A 19487-nucleotide genomic window follows, 5' to 3' on the forward strand; every position below is an offset into this window, starting at 1 on the left:
CTTTTTTCTTGAATTTGGTTGTCCAACCAAGTAAATATACAACTGAAAGAATACAAACTGAACAACCATAATAAAAATAAGGATATTTCCATGACATGCATAATTAACCGTATCTTGCCGACTATCTTCAAATTATTGTTGGCTGTAGCAATCGTTGCCGTACCGCCAGACGATGCCCTTGCCGGCGCAGGCGACGCGGCATCCACCTATGGCCTTGGTCCCATCAACGCCGGGTCCGCGCAAGCTTTCAGCGCTTTCGAGTCTGGGCCCTGGGCTGTGTACTACAACCCCGCAGCGATGGCCCGCTCCCCCGAAGGCGATTTGAGTGCGGTCGTGCAATACGGCGACCAGGAGCTGCGTGCAAAATCGCTGGGGGGCTCTGACCCGTTGACGCGAGAGAGTGACGTCCTGTCGGACAGCAGTTCCGAGCTTGTGTTGCTAGGCATCAAAACCCGCATTACGGGCGCATCTGAATCGGACACGAGCCGCTCCATGTATTTGGGTATTAACGTGGGCGTCGATGAATACATCTCCAACATTCTACCGTACCAAGCCAACACAGCAGAGCAAGGACAATTCCTGCGTTACGAGTCCCAACCGCTTTACCTGGCCTTTGGTGGTGCTGTTCGTGATCTCGTTCGCGGTGTTGATGCAGGCCTTTCAGCACGCTTGACACTAGCGGCGAAGGCACGCCTTGAAGCGGTCTCCGACCTCGCGGGCAATACGGATTCCGAGCAGCTTTCGCTGGAAGCCAAGCCTACCCTGTCCCCGGCGCTGGGAATTAACATCCGCACAAACGAGCTCTTCTGTGGTCATTCGCCTTGGCGTCGTACATCTTGTATGCCGTTCGGCCTCAATGGACTGGAGGTGGCGCTGTTCTGGCGTGATGAAACCAACTACGAGGTCAGTGTGGATGCTAACGTGGTTATTCCCGGCGTCATCCCCGAGCCGGGACTTGATCTAGCTCTGTCAACCATCGATTCGTATCAGCCACAGGTGTTCGGCGGCAGCATCCTGCTGCCTCTTGGAAAGTTCGAGCTTGTAGCCTCTGTCGAAAAGCAAATTTGGTCTGAGCTGGAAAGTAAATTTGCCGGAGATACAGTCAGAGAGCAGGCAGGTTTGCGTTTTAATGATGTGGTCGTTCCCCGCGTTGGCGCTCGCTTCCAGTTTTCTGACCAGCTCCGGTTGTTTGGAGGGTTGGCATGGGAAGATTCTCCCTTGAAATCATCCCGGTCACAAGACGTAAACTTTCTTGATAGCGATAAAACGGTGGTCGGCATTGGCGGCGACTACCGGCTCAAGAACGCACCCATCATCAATGCTCCCCTGGTGCTGTCGCTGGCCTATCAGTACCAGCAGATCGAGGAGCGCGATTTTGAGCTGACGTCAATCAACTCTCCCTCCGATCCAGCACCATTCGAGACGGTGCGCGCTGATGGCGATATTCACCTCTTCTCATTGTCTGCTTCAATGAAGTTCTGAGCAGAACTTCGGCAGATTTGACGAATCGCGAACAGGGAAAAAACAGAATGAAAACAAAAATAAACCACCGAACAATAACTAGTTTTATTGCACTATGGGTACTGCTGCCCAACTTACTCTTGCTGTCCGGTTGTGGAGGCGATAATAGCGCTATTACCTTTACTAGAAGCCCTACTTCCAAAAGTCTTATTTTCGCCTACCCCTATCCGGGTCAACGGGAAGTGACGCCCAGCGCCCAGGTTGTGCTTCGTTTCTCGGCTCCCCTTGATGAAAACGTTGCTGCGGACTTAGAAAACCGATTGCAGCTGGTTACTGTCGAGGGTGACAACGCAACCACGTTCGATCACGACGCAGTTGATGACAAGCGCAGCCTGGTGCTGCGCCCTGTGGATAAACTCACGCCAAATAAGGAATACCGGCTGCAACTGATCGGAGAGGGCCTCGGCAACATCGACACAAGCCCCTTCCGTGACTTTCGTTTTCGTACGGCCGGCGCGCAGCAGGGGTTTGCTGCGGCGATTGGCGACGGAAACTTCGAACTGCTAACCATCGCCCCCCTGGATCAGAATTCGCTGTTGGCCAGCATTGACGATGCCAAACAGCCAAACGACATGAGCACCCTAAGAATGGTGTTCAATCGCTTGCTGGATCCGGCTACCGCCAACTATGGAGAACAGGTCAAACTTGTCGACGCTCAGGGCAGTCTCGTCAGGGGTAGTCTTTTGCTTCAGGGACGCTACCTGGTGCTCGACCCAATGAATGATCTCAAAGCGGTGAAACATACCTTGATCCTGTCCGGTCTGCGCAGCCGGAGCGGTGAGACGCTCCCGGACCTTGAGCGCACCTTCACGCCTGTTGCTACAACGCCGCGTGAAACAGCAATTCTCAAGGTAGGCGCGCTTGGTGCACAACAGCCGGAGCTAGCATCAAAGCTCACCGGAAAAGGCATCAATAAGGTTCCGGTAGAAAGTTTTGTGCTGGGTACCGAATCCTTTACCAAACTGGAGGGTGATCTAGCGGCGGATCTGGGTTTCGTTCCGCATTTTGCCGACGCAGCCCCCTTGCGTGTACCTGCAGGTTCAGTGCTACGCGGTAGTCCGGTGGCAGTCAACATTCTCGGCGAAGTCAATGCAGGCATTGAAACCGGTGAGGTGTTGATCACACTACTCAGTGATGCAAACGGCTACCTGATCGCCAACCCGTTCAGCGACGCAAAGGACGCTCCGCGCTATGCCTTACTAAATATGGATGCGGCCATGACCGCAGCGGGCAGTATCGCCAACGCTGCGCTGAGCCAGAACTTACTGGACATTCAGGTAGTAGGCCTTGCTATAGTAGAAAATGGTGTCCTGGTGATGGATGCCGTCAGCGTAGTGGAACCTGAAATTCTCGGTCTGGAGCGCGCCAGCGGGCTGTTGTCTTTCCGCCTGGAAGCCTATGCCGACCAACGCAACGCGCCGGTACCGCCGACCGATGCGCGGCCGCTTGAGCTGCAATCCTGGTCACCCGGGGATAACTTTCAACCCAATGCCCGTCCTGGTGACCCTGTTATCCTAAATTTTAACAAGCCGCTAGATCCGGCATCGGTGTTCCTTGATGGCGCCATCACGGTCAGCGTTAACGGTATTCCCTTGCTTCCCTATCAGGTGTCTATGCGCCAGGACGGTGCCACCATCATTATCGAGGGCTCCGGCATCGTCGAACACAACCAGGATGTAGAAATCACACTGTCCAGCCTGCTGCGCGATACAAAGGGCAATCCTTTAAATCAGGACACGGAACTTGAAATGCGCCTTCCAGACCTGAATCGTCCTAACGGCGATGGCACTGGGCTGCGCTCGCCTGTCGCGGCCGTGTTCCCTGGCTTTTCCTGCGCGCTCACAGAGGCCGAGCTCACTGGGGAGCGGTCCACATGGCGCAACGGTCGCTGTGTTGGCGGCAAGAGCAGCGACCCCAAACTCCATGTAAATGGTCTGTACAAAGACTACCCCATTCGCGTCTTGTTCAACCGCGACATCGATCCGTCAACGATCAACGAGACCACCTTCTTCGTTGAACGCCGGGATTCAAGCAACAATTGGCTACCCATACCGGGTCGGCTGGATATCCTGCCCCAGCGGGTGGAGTTCTTCCCGGATACCCCCTGGCAGGTCGGTGAACTTTATAGGTACACCTTAAAATCGGTGGACAATCCCGATTGCGGGGTCACTGCCATTTGTTCGCCGGATGGTGCACCGCTTCAAACCAGACAAATCTCGCAAAGCAGTGCATCTGCTCCTGCCCCTCGCGAGGGTGGCCCCGATATGGTGAATCACTTTGTCGCTGCCGGTGAGGATGATCGCTTTACGTTAGTTGGTTTGCGTGTTTTGCCAGTGGCGGATGTCAATGCCAATATGGTGCTTGACGAAGAAGAACAAGGTGCGGTAGTCCTCGAGGACGGCAGCATCGACGCACCATCGAATCATCTAGGGTTGGTGTTAAAGCGTTATGGCGGCGTCATAACGAATGCCAATCTCGGTTGTTCTCTCAGGGAGGATTGCCCGGAAAACCACTTCGCATTTATTAGCAGTGGCGCTCTAGCAGCCGGCCCACGTACTTACGATCCCGATGTTCAGGTGAATCGTCGTCTAATCGACAGTAACCCAGCCACAGATAATATCGCAGTGGGTGCCATACGAGCCAACGTCTATCCGACAACAGTCTCCACTACCAGCGTTTTTCTGGAGGCTCAGGCCCTAGGACTCATTACTATTGGACTGGATACAGGGCCACTGATTCTCAGGCTGTTGCCCCAAGAATCGGATGAGCCCTTTATCACAGGGTTTATCTCCGACACGCCAAACGGCCCCTGGTTCAATGCCACCTTCAGCGTACTGGTGGATGCCCCCGAGCTGAGACCTGCGCTGGGTCCTATTGTGCTTAGTCACGATATTCGCAGCAAATCGGTAGCCAATGTAACGCTTGAGGGGCCACTGCGCTTTGTCGATGATGGACGGTTGATCCTCAACCTGAGCAACGCTGACCCTCTCGTGATTCCGGCCGGCATAAGCTTACTTGGTCTTGGCTTAGGGAGCGTGGAACTGGAAGTTCCCCCGCTTGCTCTTGATATGACTTTGACCTTCCTGCCTGTCAAAAACTTCTGATGCGGAACTTACTTCTATAACGAGCAACAGTTAAGTCAATTGATCTCTCAATAGACCCTTTAAAGGGTCTAAACAAGCAGTCTGATTCCCCACTGGCAAAAACTTTTTGCCAGTGGGGAATGTATTGAGCTATAATTTGGTCGCCCAACCAAATTATAGCTCAATACATAAAAATATAGGGATTGACATGACATGTAGTCGTACCCGACAAACTGATCAGTTCGCTTCATCAGCGACGCCTACAGAGTTTGTCGGTGCTGGTGGATTGATTCTCCGGGCCAGTCGATTCGGCGAGTTAACAGCCCCCATCGTGTTACTACTTCACGGCGGAGGGCAAACGCGTTACGCCTGGAACCATACTGCACAAGCTCTCTCCGAGATGGGCTACTGCGCAATCACATTGGATGCGCGCGGGCACGGCGAAAGCGATTGGTGTGCACAAGGTGATTACAGCACCGAAAGCTTGGTCGCTGACCTTGGCGCTGTGATTTGCGCGTTGCCTACAGCCCCCGTCATTGTCGGAGCTTCCATGGGCGGTCTGACTGCCATGCTCGCCCTTGGGGAGGATGACTCGCTGCCCTGTTCAGCACTCGTACTGGTGGATGTGGCACCACGTCTCGAACAGCAAGGCGTTCGTCGCATCATAGAATTCATGTGCTGCCATCATGACGGATTCGATGACATTCAACAGGTGCGCGATGCAGTCGCCGCATACAATCCACATCGTGCTCATGCCAATGACCTGTCAGGACTGCACAAGAATTTGCGCCGCCATAATGATGGCCGTCTTTACTGGCATTGGGATCCTGCCTTTCTGGATCACGCCCGCTTACCTTCGGAAACCGACGACGGCATGTTTGAGCGAATCAGGCTGGAGTCAGCAGCTAGAAAGCTTTCCATGCCAGTACTACTAATTCGGGGGCACCAGAGCGACGTGCTCAGCGACCAGGGCGCACGCGAGCTACTCGACCTGGTTCCCCATGCGGACTATGAAGTGCTGGATCAGGCAGGACATATGGTGGCCGGGGACAAAAACACCATTTTCACCGAAGCGGTATTGAATTTCCTACACAACCCGTCGTGTATAGGCGACGCGTTGGGTTGAGCCCCTTGACTGAAACGGAGTAATAACATGAAACACCCTTATTTAGATGTTTTAATTATCGGCGCAGGCCTGTCGGGCATTGGCGCGGCCTGTCACCTGAAAAAGAAATGCCCTAGTCTGCGTTTCGGTCTCATTGAGCGGCGCAAACGTATTGGTGGGACCTGGGACTTATTCCGTTACCCCGGCATCCGTTCGGATTCCGACATGTTTACTCTAGGTTACAACTTTCGGCCTTGGACTGACACCAAGATGCTTGCCGACGGCCCTTCTATTCGCAATTACATTGAAGACACAGCAAGCGAATATGGCGTAAAACGTCATATTAACTTCGGTTTGAAAGTGCTTTCGGAATCCTGGCACAGTGAGAAAAACCATTGGATCGTTACTGCCATTGACGAAACAACCGGTGAAGAGCACCAGTTCAACGCTGGCTTTGTACTCAACTGTACCGGCTATTACAAATACGATGCCGGTTACACCCCGGACATTCCGGGTCTCGACAAATTCAAGGGCGAATTGATTCACCCACAACACTGGCCGGAGGACTACGATTACAGTGGGAAACGGGTGGTGGTTATTGGGAGTGGTGCCACTGCCGTAACGCTGGTGCCGGCCATGACAGACAAGGCGTCTCACGTGGTGATGCTGCAACGCTCCCCTACCTACGTCGCCTCCGTACCAGAGCAAGATCTGATTTCCAGAAACCTGCGTCGCATCCTGCCGGAAATGACCGTTTACCGGATGGCTCGGACCCGAAACATCCTACTACAGAGAGCAGTATACCGGCTCTCGCTGGCTAAACCCAAGGCGATGCGCCGCCTACTTTTGGCGGCTGCGCGCCGCCAGTTGGGTCCGGATATCGACATGAAGCATTTCCAGCCCCATTACAATCCCTGGGAGGAGCGTATGTGTGCTGTACCCAAGGGTGATCTCTTCAAGGTAATTCGCGAAGGGAAGGCCTCCGTGGTGACCGATCAAATCGACACAGTGACTGAAACTGGCATCCAATTGAAGTCTGGTGACCATCTTGACGCAGATGTTCTGATCACCGCCACGGGTCTTGATCTACAACTGTTCGGTGGCGCGAAGTTAGAAGTGGACGGACGTGAGGTCAATGTGGCCGACACCATGATGTACAAGGGTCTGATGCTCGAAGGTGTGCCCAATATGGCCCTCGTGTTTGGTTACACTAACTCATCCTGGACATTGAAGGCGGATATCGCCAGTGAATTCGTCTGCCGCCTACTGAATCACATGCGCGGCATCGGCGCCCGAGTGGTCACGCCTGTCGACGAAGAAGGATGCGCTACAGATCTGAACTTTCTTAATCTTCGCTCTGGATACGTTCAGCGTGCCAATGACCGCCTGCCACGCCAAGGCAGCAAGGTTCCCTGGCAAAACCTTGATGATTATTTACGTGACCTGCCCGCATTGCGCTACGGCAACCTGGAGGACGGTCACCTTCATTTTGAGGGAAATACCAAACGCAGGAAAGGTGGTGTACTGAGAGGTCTGCTCAGCGCCTGACCCGTTCAATCGATTGGAGGACACATGAAGAATTTTTACAATAAAGTAGCAGCCATCACCGGGGCTGGATCGGGTATCGGCCAGGCCATCGCCATTGCACTGGCTGAAGAAGGCTGTCACCTAGCACTGGCGGACATCAGTGAGAACGGCCTGCAAGACACTGTCGCCCGCTTGCGCGACTATCCTGTCAAGGTTACCTCCCATGTTGTAGATGTCGGTCGCCGGGAGGCTGTTTATCAGTACGCCGACGACTGCATTAAAGCACACGGCCACGTAAACCTGATCATCAACAATGCTGGCGTCGGCCTTGGTGAAACTGTCGAAGCCATGAGCTACGAAAACTTCGAATGGCTCATGAACATCAACTTCTGGGGCGTGGTGTACGGCACCAAGGCCTTTCTGCCTTATCTAAAGCAATCCGGTGACGGCCACATCGTCAATATCTCCAGTATCTTTGGCATTATCGGTGTGCCTACACAATCTGCCTATAACGCAGCGAAATTCGCTGTCAAAGGCTTTACTGAATCACTACGGGAAGAACTGGATATTGAAGGTAGCAGCGTCAGCGCAACCTGCGTACATCCGGGTGGAGTTAAAACCGCGATTGCTCGCAATAGCCGTATGGGTGATACAGGCAGCTTGACTCTAGGCAGTAAGGAAGAGATCGCAGAGCTTTTCGAGCGCATCGCCCGCACAACGCCGGAACAGGCAGCCAATGCCATATTGCAGGGAGTCCGCAAGAATCAGCGCAGAGTACTCATAGGTGCAGACGCAGTATTACTGGATATCGGTCAGCGCTTAATGCCGACAGGCTACCAGCGGCTACTCGAAACATTTTTCAACAGGCGCGAGGGTAAGGAAAATGCGCTGAGAGAATCGTTATGAAACCAACTGAATTGAACTTTAAAAAGTAGGAGGCAACCAATGACTTCAAAAAACACAGATAAAGTACTGAAAGGTGGTGCGTCAGTGGGCATCCCCCCTCGGCACATGGACTTTCAATTTTCCGAGACGATGCCAAAATACTTCTATGCTAATAACGCTACAGCAACGATATTCTTCGCAATGCTGTCCGCATCCTTTCCACCTGGGGAACGCTTCTTTATGGATTCGGTACGTCATTTTCGTAATCGGGTGACTGACAAGCGACAGCGCGCCGCTATTTCTGGATTTATGGGTCAGGAAGCCATTCACGGTCGTGAGCATGACCGACTAAATGAACTGCTTGCTGAACGAGGCTTTGATATGGAAACCCCGGAGCGCTTCGTGAAGGTCATGCTTAGCGTGCTAACAAAACTTCCTAAGAGCACTCAACTCGCAGCCACCACTTTCATGGAACATTTTACGGCGTTACTCGCGGAGCAGCTACTAGAGGACGAAGAGTTCCGGAGCCTCGCTGATCCAGAGATGATCAAGATATGGCAATGGCACGCTCTCGAAGAACTCGAACACAAGGCTGTCGCCTACGACGTTTACGAACTGATCGGCAATAGCCATGGTGAGCGAATCGCAGCTGCCGCCGCCTCAGTGGTGGTACTGATACCAATGATGGGTGTCACTTGGGCGTGGATGTTAGCCAAGGACGGAAAACTTGGAGACGTGAAAGACAATGCTGAAGGATTGAAGATGATGTTTGGTCGCAACGGGTTTGTCTCGCGAATCCTTCCTCGCATGCCAGAATTCATTGCTCGGCGCTTCCACCCAGACGATCATGATACCAAAGCGTTAGAGGAGGCTTGGAGGGAACGCCTCTTTGGTGAGGGTGGACAGCTATTTGAGGCATACAAGAACCGCGCTGCATGACGTACCCTGGTCAACTTCCTTTAGCATTATATAGCAGACGATGCGAACCTGACGAACGGCATCGGCAACTTGGATGCCGTTACTTTCTTTATCACGATTCGCGAGTTATCCATGGATAAACCGTTTATCGATACTTTTATTGGCATGTTCCCAGATGTGTTTTTCCAAAAGCTACTTGGTAGTGAAGTTGTCGAAGTCGCCAAATATAGAGCTGCTCTAAGTCCAGTCAAAACCTTCCCGGAGCGGGGAACTGCTCCGGGCCATTAAAACTATTAGAAACCCAAGACTTCCGGATGAGGCTATGAACAAACTGTTTAAATCTCTTTTAACCCCAATCGCCGCCGGCGCCATGGCGCTGAGCACCACGGCGTTTTCCGCTGACCTACCAAAACGAACCCTGTGTGTATGGGATATCGTGGGTAAATCAGGCCCCGTTGCCAGCCAGATGGAAGATTACCGTCTGCAGGCCATTAAATGGGGCGTGGACCTGGAAATGAAGGTGTACACGGACGAAAAAATTGCCGCAGAAGACCTGAAATCAGGCGCCTGTGATGCCGCTGGTATCACTGGTCTGCGTGCCCGTGAGTTTAGCAGTTTCACCGGCACCCTGGACTCCATTGGCGCCATTCCCGATGAAGACCACATGAAAGTGGTTCTGCAATATCTGGCAGATCCCAAACTGGCCAAGCTGATGATTTCCGGTGAATACGAAATTGCTGGCATTCTGCCCGGTGGTGCCGCTTACCTGTTCACCAATGACCGTACCATTGACACCGTGGGTGAATTGGCGGGCAAGAAATTTGCTGCCATGGATTTCGACAAGGCTCAAGCCATCATGATTGAATCGGTGGGAGCCTCTCCGGTATCTGTATCCCTGACTAACTTCGGTTCCATGTTCAACAACGGCAGCGTGGACATCATCGGGGCCCCTGCCATTGCCTATGACGCACTGGAACTCTACAAGGGCCTGGGTGATAAAGGCGCGGTGGTGAACTTTGCCATTATTCAGCTGACCGCTCAAATTGTTGCCCGCCATAATCGCTTCCCTGAAGGATTCGGCCAAAGCTCCCGTGGTTATGTCTGGAGCCAGTACGGCAAGGCAATGGATGTGGTGAGCGCTGCGGAAAAAAGCATCAACCCCAGCTACTGGCTGGATCTTCCTGATAAAGACAAGGAAGGTTATATGGAAATGTTCCGCCAGTCCCGCTTAACCCTGCGCGACCAGGGACTATATGACGGGAAAATGCTGTCATTCCTGAGTAAAGTGCGCTGCAAGAAAGATCCAGCACTGGCAGAATGTACTGCTAAAGATCGCGAATAACCGGTTCCGGTATACAAAAAGAAGCAGGCTTGGCTAACCGTCAGCCTGCTTCTTTTTACCCTGTCAACGAGCAGGCACAGGATACAACGCTAGATAGTGTAAAAGTTCGGGAATTCATTGTGTGATCTATGGCACACAATGCCTGACACTCTTATAACTTATAATCTGGACCTTTATTTTTTCGACGGTATTTGTAGTGCTTGTACTGCTGTGATTTAACTTTCTGACTTTTTGAGGGATTAGGCTGTTTTCCCCTGTATTAGCCCCATACTTTTCAGGGTCGCAGTCTGACAAACCAGCACAGCAAAAATAACAACTAGTGTTTAATCACAAAAATTAGATGTGGTGGGAAATGAACATGAACTTTTTGGGACGAAACCCACGCGAGTGGCTGTCCTCATTACCGGTTTTTATCATTCTTCTCGGGGTACTCGTACTCAGCATTGGAGAAAACCTGAATTCGCAATTGAACAAACTGGGTAATCATATCTGGCCCGACTATCACATCCTCCGACTGGACGTTCCCGTCCCCTCCTGTGATCCCAATATTGATATCGAATCTGAAGTCCAAAAAATCGTCGCCCAGAAAAAGCAGGAAGCCGCTGATGACCCGTTTGGCGGTATGTTCGGATCTGAAGAAGTAAACGAGGGAGCCATCCGGGAATCCCTCGGCAAGCAGGCTGAATTGTGCCGCATGAAGCATGAAGCCGCGCAAAAGACCATCGAGCAGAAAACACCCAATGTAGAGCGATTTGTTGCGGTGGATATGGCGCTCTCTGCCTTGTCTCAATTCCGCCGCGACAATAACCAGATTTTCCTCGCCATTGTGTTCTTTGTCTGTGCCCTCACCGCTGCCCTGACCCATCACCACATCGGTCTGCGGCCCATGCAGACAGTGATGGACTATCGTTTCGGAATTACAGCACAGCTGATAGCCCATGTTTCTCTGACCTACTCCTCATACAGTTATCTCAACAATGGCTGGGCATCCGGCACGCTGATCCAAAATGAACACATTCGCTGGTTCTATCTGTTTGGTTTCGGTGCCCTGGCACTGGTTTCGCTGTTCCAGCTTTTCACCATTCCGAAGACGGCCAAACCCGGCGGCAGTATCGGCAAAGCCCTGCTTTCGGTCCCGTTGTTCGCCTATATGGCCATCAGCTCTGCCCGTTTCTTCATTTTTGAAACCGGAAACCCGCAGGGCATGGTGCTGTTCGTCGACAAAATTATGGATCAGGCCTCCCTGTTCCTGAACATCGGACTTTATATCTGGGTGGGTATGCTGCTGAAACAAACTTACCTGGGTGAATACATATTCCGCATCTTTAAACCCTGGAAGCTGCCGCCGGAACTGCTGGCATTCGTGGCTGTTGTGATCATGGCGGTACCCACAGCCTACACCGGTGCCTCCGGTATTATCATCATCGCCATGGGTGCAGTGGTGTACGCTGAACTGCGGCGGGTTGGCGCCCGTCGCAATCTGGCCCTGGCTGCCACCGCCATGAGCGGTAGCCTGGGTGTGGTACTGCGCCCCTGTCTGCTGGTGCTCCTGATCGCCATGCTCAATAAGGAAGTCACCACCGACATGATGTACGGCTGGGGCGTAAAGGTGTTTATGCTCACCTCGTTCCTGTTCTTCCTGGTGTCGCTGGTTGCAAAACAGGGGCCCATGAAAATTGCCCCGATTTCGGAAGCCCTGTCCCCCAGTCTGCGTGCATTCCAGCCGCTGGTTCCTTACGTTTTGATTTTTGTGGTTACCGCAGCCGCCTACGCCTTCCTGCTGGATGCCCACCTGGACGAACACACCGCGCCGGTGGTTCTGCCCATGATCATCCTGCTGTTGCTGGTATACGAATTTGTCGTCAAAAACACCAAAAAACTGCTGCCCTGGCTGCTCTTGTTAGTGATACCCACTGCGACCTTTATGTACCAGCAGGATGGACTGATGACGGCCGCGATCCTGCCCCTGCTGCTTCTGCTGGTCCTGGTGCTGGAATCCAAGGTCAAACATTCACCGGATGAAGACAAACATGAAACCTATGAAGGTGAAGAGCGTGCCACCTCACTGGAAAACTCAGTACGTCGGGCCACGACTGATACCACGGTCCATATCGGTGCCTTGCTTTCCATTATGGCGTTAAGCCTGACCGTAGGTGGTGTAATCGAAGATTCCGGTATTTTCGAAGAAGTCGCCGCACAGAGTGATTTCTTCGGCAATATCTGGACGGCCATGATTGCCCTGGTCATTGTCCTGGTCATCATCGGGATGATTATGGATCCCTTTGGCGCCATCGTACTGGTATCCGGCACTGTGGCTCAGGCGGCCTACAGCCAGGGTATCGATCCCCTGCATTTCTGGATGATCACCCTGGTGGCCTTTGAGCTGGGTTACCTCAGCCCGCCGGTGGCCGTGAACCACCTGTTGACGCGGCAAGTGGTGGGCGAAGAGGAAATAGAGAAAGCCAAAGAGGATACCCGCGGCAAGAGTTTCTGGATTCGCCACGAACGCTATGTGCTGCCGCTAACCGTGATGGGTATAGCCCTGGTGCTGGTGGCATTCGGCCCCCTGGTGTACCAACAGTATTTCTGACAACTGATATGGGGGCAACGCGAAACGCGTCCTGCCCTATACTGAGAAGGCGACCCCGGTCGCCTTCTTTTGTTTCAACTGTCCGCTTAATTTTCCAACCCACTATCCGGAGCGAAGTAGATGACTAACCTGGTAGATGAATTGATCAACCTGTTGGACCTGGAAAGCATTGAGCTGAACCTGTTCAGAGGCGTAAGCCGGGATGTGGTCGGCCGCAATGTGTTTGGAGGTCAGGTGATCAGCCAGTCCCTGGTGGCAGCCTATCGAACCCTTGAGGAACAACGTCAGTGTCATTCGCTGCACGCCTATTTCCTGCGCCCCGGCGACATGAACGCGCCCATTGTGTTTGAAGTGGACCGCATTCGAGACGGTGGCAGTTTTACCACCCGGATAATTATGAAACTAAACCTTATCGATTTTGATTGACCATGAAAGAAGCTTGATTGCCTAACTATTATACCGACAGGTTAGGATCTTTTTTTGCAGACGTATCGAGCTAATCTGGCCACAGATCTGAGAAAACTCGACTAATATCATCCAGCATGACTGGTTTCACAAGAAACTCATGCACACCGATGGACTTGAATTGATCCCTGATATCCTGCATTACGTGCGCGGTAAGCGCCACAATCTGTGGAGTTCCACCTGACCTGCCTCCCTGCCTGAGAATTAGTTTGCTGGCCCTTAAACCATCCATAACGGGCATTTCGCAATCCATAAAAATGACATGAAAATGATTCTCTGTTGCCATGTTAACTGCGATTTTTCCATTCCTTGCAATGGCGGGATCAATGCCAAATTTACTCAACATACCTTTGATAACCATTTGATTGACCGGATTGTCTTCCGCCACGAGAACCTGTAGATGACTAAGATCTGGATATTTACGTTCAGCTTCGCTCTGCATCTCAGCTGCACTGCTCTCTGAGAAACTCTTCAGCAGTGCAGCGACATCAAGCACGGATACTGGTTTTTGAGTAGACAGGAAACGACCGGCAATAAGCGATCTCTGATTGGCCAAACTCGCATTAATTCCGGTCAGGTAAACAAACTCAACTACGGGATTGCTGCTTGCAAAATCGGATACCAAATCGGGGTTCAACTCACCGGATTCCATCTGTTTCTGGTCGACAAACACTAATAATGGTTTTGCCCTAAGCTGACTATTTTGCTCCACGTCGAGCGCAAAGCTTGAAAATTTCGGATAGACGGAGCATGAAAAGCCATACCTCGAGGCGGCCTCCTCGAACAATTGTAAGAGTAATGGCTGAGTACTGATCAGGAATGTCGATCTAACCAAGAATCTATCGTCACCCCGTAAACGATCCGCCTTGCTGATATTGGCACCATCAGATTCAGTGTATTGAATGAAAAAATAAAATGTAGATCCTTTTTCGGCTTCGCTTCTGACACCAATTTCACCACCCATGAGATGAGTTAACTGTTTGCAAATACTCAACCCAAGACCGGTTCCTCCAAACTTTCGAGTGGTAGAAGAGTCAGCCTGCTGGAAAGCAGTAAACAGCTTACTTTGATGTTCGGGGCTGATACCTGGCCCGGTATCAACTACTTCAAATAAAATTTGATCTTGATGCTGAGTTTTTTTTACCTGGAGTTTTACATAACCATCCTGAGTAAACTTAGTCGCATTGCTCAGCAAGTTATTAATAATCTGTCGGAGTCGTGTTGGATCACCTATGATTCTTTTCGGCAAGGCAGGGTCGGTGAAAACGGCCAATTCAATTGACTTCTTTTCTGCGTTAACACTGTGTAACGACGTGCATTCATGAACCAGTTTTTCGAGATCAAAAGTAATTAGCTCAAGCTCCATGTGACCGGCAGCAATTTTGGAATAGTCTAGTATGTCATTGATAATGGATAACAGAGCCTGTCCTGAATTGTTGATTATTTCCAGATACTTACTTTGAATGGCACTCAAAGGTGTTGTCCTCAACAACTCAGTCATGCCAATAACTCCGTTCATCGGGGTCCGTATTTCATGGCTCATGGTAGCTAGGAATTGGCTTTTAGACTTGCTTTCCGCTTCCGCATCCATGGCCTTCTGTAAAGCAGCCATTTCTTTCTCATAAGATTCTTCCATCAACAAATGTGTACGCTTCTGCTCACGGTTGATTTCCTCAGCCTGTTCCAGCATTCTCTGTTGAGCCTTCATTTTGTCCTGGCGTTCCCGATTGATGCTTTCAGCCAAAGCAAAGGACAGCAGAATCATTTCTATAATTGATCCCACTTGGGTTGAATATGCAGTAAACGAGCTACGCGGTAACAGTCCTACGTAGTTCATTACAGTTATTAATCCTGCCAGAAGCAATACTGTCCAGGCGAGGCAGAAGTAACGAGCTTGAGCAAAGCCTTTGAACCAGGCCCAGTACCCACTAATTAGAGCTAAAATGCAAACGTAGCAAACCAGCAAACAAACAAGCACCGCCGCAACATGAATGCTGACTGCATAAGGTATAAAGAAAGTCGTCACCATAAGAAGTATTGACGCGTAGACTGCCCAGTTACAGAGCTTATAAAGCCTAGGACTGTGGGAACGGTGATCCAGAAAATGCATTTGAAAAAGCACTATCCCAAACATCATTAACCCGACGAAGAAAGCTCTGCAGACGGAGTTCCACCAGACACTGTCTGGCCACAGATACTGGAACGATAAACCCTCTATGGAAGCCTGAAAAAATGCAAATGCAATTACATAACATACATACCAAAGATAGGCCTGATTGCGAACCGCGAAGAATATAATCAAGTTATAGGCGGCCATTACCATCAATACCCCAAAGTACATTCCATACCAGGCATGCTGGCCTATCTCAGCCTTGTAATAGGCCTCGGGTTTCCAAATCTTAAGCGGAAATTGCATAGCGCTGTCAGTTTTTATACTAAAAAAGTATGTAATTTCCTGATTTGGTGTCAACTTCAAGGGGATAATAAAGGTTCGTTTATCCATAAGGCGACTCCCGAAGGGCTTCAGGTCCCCCAATGATAAAACATGAGAGGTAGCAGCCAGACTCGATTTGTAGACCTCTACACTGTCGAGCAGCGGATAGGTAATTTCGAGCATAACAGGTAGTTCAGAGTGGGTATGGTTGGTTATTGCAACACGGAAGACATAACAATCAGAAGTCAAACCAAAGCTATTAGAATGCCCTTCCATCGTCAACCATTCTGAATCGTCTATTGCAGAATGGGAAGTGCAATCTGGTGGTAAAGTTATATAGTGAACTTCATAGGAGAGCTGCGCAGCACTATAGTTTTCCACAGCGCTAGCTACACTCCACGGCGAGAACAATAATACTATGACAAACATTCTAGATAAGCGGGCTAGAAGTATTGCCAATGAGCAAACGTTAGGAACGACTCGAGTCTTCAGTCACATCAACTCTCTTTGAATTAGATATTATCTTAGTGTAGGCCAGATTCTTTATCGTATCACGCCGATAAAAGTGAGCTGCCAATGAACCAAGCTATTAAATTAGTATAGACCGCAACCATCCGCACGCACAGGCCCAGCAGATTCATAGCCGTAAAAGCCACCCCTCGCTTATCTTTAAGAAACCTGTTAGGATCGATGGGCGTGTTACCACCTGCATTATGAGCCTTGTGAATCGGCTTATATGGCACTCATCCACACTCGGCGATGAATACCACCCTAAGGAACGAGTACTGAGATGAATGTAGATACCCACAGTTACCTGGCAGGGAGCGACTTCATTGACATCCAGGCCTTTGCCCGAAATCGCGCCGACCAGCTCTACTATGCCGTACGCGATGACATTCGCTATGATCCCTACAAGATCCCGCTTGACCCTACACTCTTCGCGCCAGAGCAACCCTAGTCGGCGGGTAGTGGCTATTGCGTGCCCAAGGCCTGCCCCCTAGCCCGAATATTTCACCAAATCAAGCAAGGACATCAGGATCTCAAGTTGTTGGCTAACATTGCCTAATTTTTTTAGATTGAGCGTATATCATACCGATTTATAAATTTTGGGCGTACTTCCCCTTACCCCATTCATTATTCCGTGCCGGGCCAGCACCCTTTCTTCTATCCACTATTTAAATTGGCCAGCGCTTTCTCAAATTGATCCCTATGCGGATAACGACTCTGCAACATAAAGTTAATTCGTCGAGTGTTCTGCACTACAACGGCTGCAACTTTGAATAACTTAGTTCGGACGGTGTTAACCTGAGCACTACCCAATTCCGTTCCATGCAGTGCCAAACGACGCAGCCTGTAAACCAATGTATAGGCCATAACAGAGAGTAAGAGCCTGAATTGGTTAGGCCACCAGTGGTGACAGGACGTTCGATCAGAAAATAAAAACTGCTGTTCTTTGATCCGATTTCCCATGTCGCCCCGGGCGCAATACCATTTTCTATAAATGGCTTTTGGTGTGTCAGACAGGCTGGTGACGACATAGCGAGGGTTTTCGCCAGGAGCCCGCACTGTGGTTTAAGGTTGTTTTGGAACCCATCAAACTACGTGCCCAGTTGTGTTTCAACAACTGCCATGAACTAACCATGCTAAACTCTGTAGTTCAATTAGCCGCGCGGTAAGGTGCCCGTTTTCTTGCAGCTCAAACGCTGATCATGGTAGACGCAGGACACTGGGTTATCCCACATGAAGCCCATACCTCCCCAGTACTGCAGGCAGGCGTCTGTGACTTCACGAACCAAACGCCCCCCCTTTCAACTTCGCCATGGAGGCTTTCAAGGTTACTTCCACGCCACTGATGTAGTCCTCTACCGCGTCATAGGTCAGCGCACGCAGAGCTTCTACTTCGGCTTGCAATCCCGCCAGACGGAAGTGAATTGCCTGCTGATCCAACAGCGGCTTATCAAATACCTGGCGCTCGCGGGTATATTCAAAGGATTTTATTGCCACCGCTTACACTGTAAAACGCGGGCGAGAACTCGTTTTTTCAGAAGTGAACATCAGCGAGGAGAATTCTGGGAAACTGCTTACAAACGGCACGATGATTTACCGCATTACCTGAAACCATAATCAATCTAAAAGAAATACCTTCAATATCACGGTTGCGTCGCATCTGTCTCGGTCTTGTTACACTTTTGATTATCTGAACGGTGACCGATGATCAACTTTAAAGGATACGCCTACCCACACAGGATGTCATTTTGCAATCAGTTCGACGGTATTTGGCCTACTCGCTGAGCTACGGTGATATCGAGGAAATGCTTCGGCATCATTTTATGAATTTATCAGTGCGCTTAAAAACTATATGACACATATCAATTAAATGTTCATTGAATTGTGCAAGAGTTTCATTGGTTGGGTGTACATACAAATAATTTCAGGCACTTGGTTTTAGCCTTCTACTCAGTAGTCTAGCGGAGAAAACATATAAATATTAAACCGTTGCCGGTGAACAGCAAATTCCATGACAATTTCGACAAATTTGAGCGTGTGTTAAATAGCGCGATTCGTAACTACGACAAAGCTAAGGGTTTGATTGGTATCGGTGGAAGAAAGGGGCGTTATGACGATTATAATTTCGAATTTGTAGGCGGGGCTAATGATAAGCTTCGAATTAAACATTATGACAAGAGTTTGCGTATGCTTTGGAAAGCCGAGCAGCATGCCCCTCATACTGGAACTGATTTTAAAGATTTAACAAAAGATGAAAAAGCGTTTCTAACTCAAGCAAAAGATTCGTTAAGTGTTGCTGAAAAGAAAGAGCTGGACCGCTACTCAACAGAAGAATACAAGGCACTAATAAACGCTCATTACACTCAAGAGCAAAAGCAGGCGATCGTTAATGTCTTGTCACTGATTGCTCATGGCGAAGCGTATGCCTGGATGGTGTCAGCGGAAGTGTTGGTTGATGCGGAGAGCACGGGCGGTAAGGCTGCTGTTACTATGCAAGTTCTTGAGGAGGCGAAACACTTTGTGGTTTTGCGTGAGTTGCTATTGGCTTGGGATTGTGAAGTGCCAAGATTCCTTGTTTGGGAATACTTAGTAATGGAGCGTACGCTAAAGTCCAAGGGGCTCGAAAAGTTCTTTGGCATGAACGTCCTTGTTGAAAATATAGCAATGGGTCTTTTTGGTATGTTTGGAGAGATGCCAGGGCTAGAAATTCTAAAAATGTTCCACTTGGACGAATCCAGGCATTGCGCACTGCCAGTTAATTATTTTGATGAGTTGCCGATGTCCTGGTGGCAAAAATACAGCCCTTATGCTCAGTTGCGCCGATTATCTATGGTGCTTCCTGCTATTCCTTTGTTGGTTTCGATTGAAAAAGACATGGCAGTATTAGGTGTAGATTCTCTAGAGTTTGGAGGATCGTTGGTTCGAAAAGTTTTTCATATGACGGATCGAGTTGGATTTCATATGGTAATTCCTCCCGTCGTATGTAACCGTCCGGCAAACCCATCTGGATAAGCCTGCTTAGCTGCTTGACCATAGTGTCCACTAAAAAATAAGTGGACACTACTATGGATAATATAAGAGAGAGCTCACTCCCCGCACCCGCTAAGGGA

Annotated in this window: 13 protein-coding genes and 2 pseudogenes; 12 read left to right on the plus strand and 3 right to left on the minus strand. The window is 50.3% G+C overall.

From position 1 onward, the window contains the following. Positions 1-18: 18 nt before the first annotated feature. From D9N13_RS11720 to D9N13_RS11765, 10 genes and pseudogenes are all read left to right on the plus strand, one after another. On the plus strand, positions 19-1482 hold the full coding sequence (locus D9N13_RS11720; protein ID WP_290589900.1) for an OmpP1/FadL family transporter: 1464 nt from the start codon (positions 19-21) through the stop codon (positions 1480-1482). A 47-nt stretch (positions 1483-1529) separates the two neighbouring features. Continuing rightward, entirely contained in the window at positions 1530-4625 is a 3096-nt protein-coding gene (locus D9N13_RS11725) for an Ig-like domain-containing protein (protein ID WP_290589902.1), read from the plus strand. A gap of 124 nt (positions 4626-4749) precedes the next feature. Beyond that, positions 4750-5730, plus strand: coding sequence for an alpha/beta fold hydrolase (locus tag D9N13_RS11730; RefSeq protein ID WP_290589905.1), 981 nt, complete (start codon positions 4750-4752; stop codon positions 5728-5730). A gap of 27 nt (positions 5731-5757) precedes the next feature. After that, positions 5758-7257 (plus strand): flavin-containing monooxygenase, encoded by a 1500-nt coding sequence (locus tag D9N13_RS11735; protein WP_290589908.1) that lies wholly within the window; start codon positions 5758-5760, stop codon positions 7255-7257. A 24-nt stretch (positions 7258-7281) separates the two neighbouring features. Further along, a complete protein-coding gene (locus D9N13_RS11740) occupies positions 7282-8142 on the plus strand; it encodes an SDR family NAD(P)-dependent oxidoreductase (protein WP_101892399.1) in 861 nt (286 codons plus the stop codon). 39 nt (positions 8143-8181) lie between these two features. Next, positions 8182-9060, plus strand: a complete 879-nt coding sequence (locus tag D9N13_RS11745; RefSeq protein ID WP_101892398.1) for a metal-dependent hydrolase — start codon at positions 8182-8184, stop codon at positions 9058-9060. Between the two features lie 69 nt (positions 9061-9129). Continuing rightward, positions 9130-9327 carry a hypothetical protein gene (locus D9N13_RS11750; protein ID WP_290589915.1) on the plus strand — a complete coding sequence of 66 codons (198 nt, stop codon included), beginning with the start codon at positions 9130-9132 and terminating at the stop codon, positions 9325-9327. Positions 9328-9361: 34 nt separating this feature from the next. After that, positions 9362-10381: a putative solute-binding protein gene (locus D9N13_RS11755; RefSeq protein ID WP_101892396.1), complete on the plus strand. Its 1020-nt coding sequence runs from the start codon at positions 9362-9364 to the stop codon at positions 10379-10381. 358 nt (positions 10382-10739) lie between these two features. Next, a complete protein-coding gene (locus D9N13_RS11760) occupies positions 10740-12971 on the plus strand; it encodes a TRAP transporter large permease subunit (RefSeq protein WP_290589919.1) in 2232 nt (743 codons plus the stop codon). 120 nt (positions 12972-13091) lie between these two features. Further along, positions 13092-13361: pseudogene (locus D9N13_RS11765) on the plus strand (acyl-CoA thioesterase); the annotation flags it as partial. A gap of 106 nt (positions 13362-13467) precedes the next feature. On the opposite strand, the gene D9N13_RS11770 reads toward D9N13_RS11765, so the two are convergent. Further along, entirely contained in the window at positions 13468-16251 is a 2784-nt protein-coding gene (locus tag D9N13_RS11770; protein WP_158643245.1) for a hybrid sensor histidine kinase/response regulator, read from the minus strand. Between the two features lie 409 nt (positions 16252-16660). Here D9N13_RS11770 and D9N13_RS11775 point away from each other — a divergent pair, with 409 nt between their 5' ends. After that, on the plus strand, positions 16661-16828 hold the full coding sequence (locus D9N13_RS11775; protein ID WP_156873100.1) for a hypothetical protein: 168 nt from the start codon (positions 16661-16663) through the stop codon (positions 16826-16828). A 206-nt stretch (positions 16829-17034) separates the two neighbouring features. Here D9N13_RS11775 and D9N13_RS24325 read toward each other — a convergent pair whose 3' ends face one another. Both D9N13_RS24325 and D9N13_RS11780 read right to left on the minus strand, forming a co-directional pair. Beyond that, the gene (locus tag D9N13_RS24325) at positions 17035-17436 is read right to left on the minus strand and encodes a transposase (protein ID WP_411268154.1); all 402 of its coding nucleotides are present in this window, start codon (positions 17434-17436) and stop codon (positions 17035-17037) included. Between the two features lie 131 nt (positions 17437-17567). Then, positions 17568-17853, minus strand: a pseudogene (locus D9N13_RS11780) (acyl-CoA dehydrogenase family protein); the annotation flags it as partial. A gap of 519 nt (positions 17854-18372) precedes the next feature. Here D9N13_RS11780 and D9N13_RS11785 point away from each other — a divergent pair. Next, positions 18373-19389, plus strand: coding sequence for a hypothetical protein (locus tag D9N13_RS11785; RefSeq protein WP_290589929.1), 1017 nt, complete (start codon positions 18373-18375; stop codon positions 19387-19389). Positions 19390-19487: the final 98 nt, after the last annotated feature.

Source organism: Ketobacter sp. GenoA1 (assembly GCF_003671475.1).
GTDB lineage: Bacteria > Pseudomonadota > Gammaproteobacteria > Pseudomonadales > Ketobacteraceae > Ketobacter.

What these genes read in the sequence shown, in the direction of transcription:
- D9N13_RS11760 (WP_290589919.1), top strand. Translation starts at nt 10,740, where the DNA reads ATGAACTTTTTGGGACGAAACCCACGCGAGTGGCTGTCCTCATTACCG.
- D9N13_RS11745 (WP_101892398.1), top strand. Translation starts at nt 8,182, where the DNA reads ATGACTTCAAAAAACACAGATAAAGTACTGAAAGGTGGTGCGTCAGTG.
- D9N13_RS11735 (WP_290589908.1), top strand. Translation starts at nt 5,758, where the DNA reads ATGAAACACCCTTATTTAGATGTTTTAATTATCGGCGCAGGCCTGTCG.
- D9N13_RS11755 (WP_101892396.1), top strand. Translation starts at nt 9,362, where the DNA reads ATGAACAAACTGTTTAAATCTCTTTTAACCCCAATCGCCGCCGGCGCC.
- D9N13_RS11725 (WP_290589902.1), top strand. Translation starts at nt 1,530, where the DNA reads ATGAAAACAAAAATAAACCACCGAACAATAACTAGTTTTATTGCACTA.
- D9N13_RS11740 (WP_101892399.1), top strand. Translation starts at nt 7,282, where the DNA reads ATGAAGAATTTTTACAATAAAGTAGCAGCCATCACCGGGGCTGGATCG.
- D9N13_RS11775 (WP_156873100.1), top strand. Translation starts at nt 16,661, where the DNA reads ATGAATGTAGATACCCACAGTTACCTGGCAGGGAGCGACTTCATTGAC.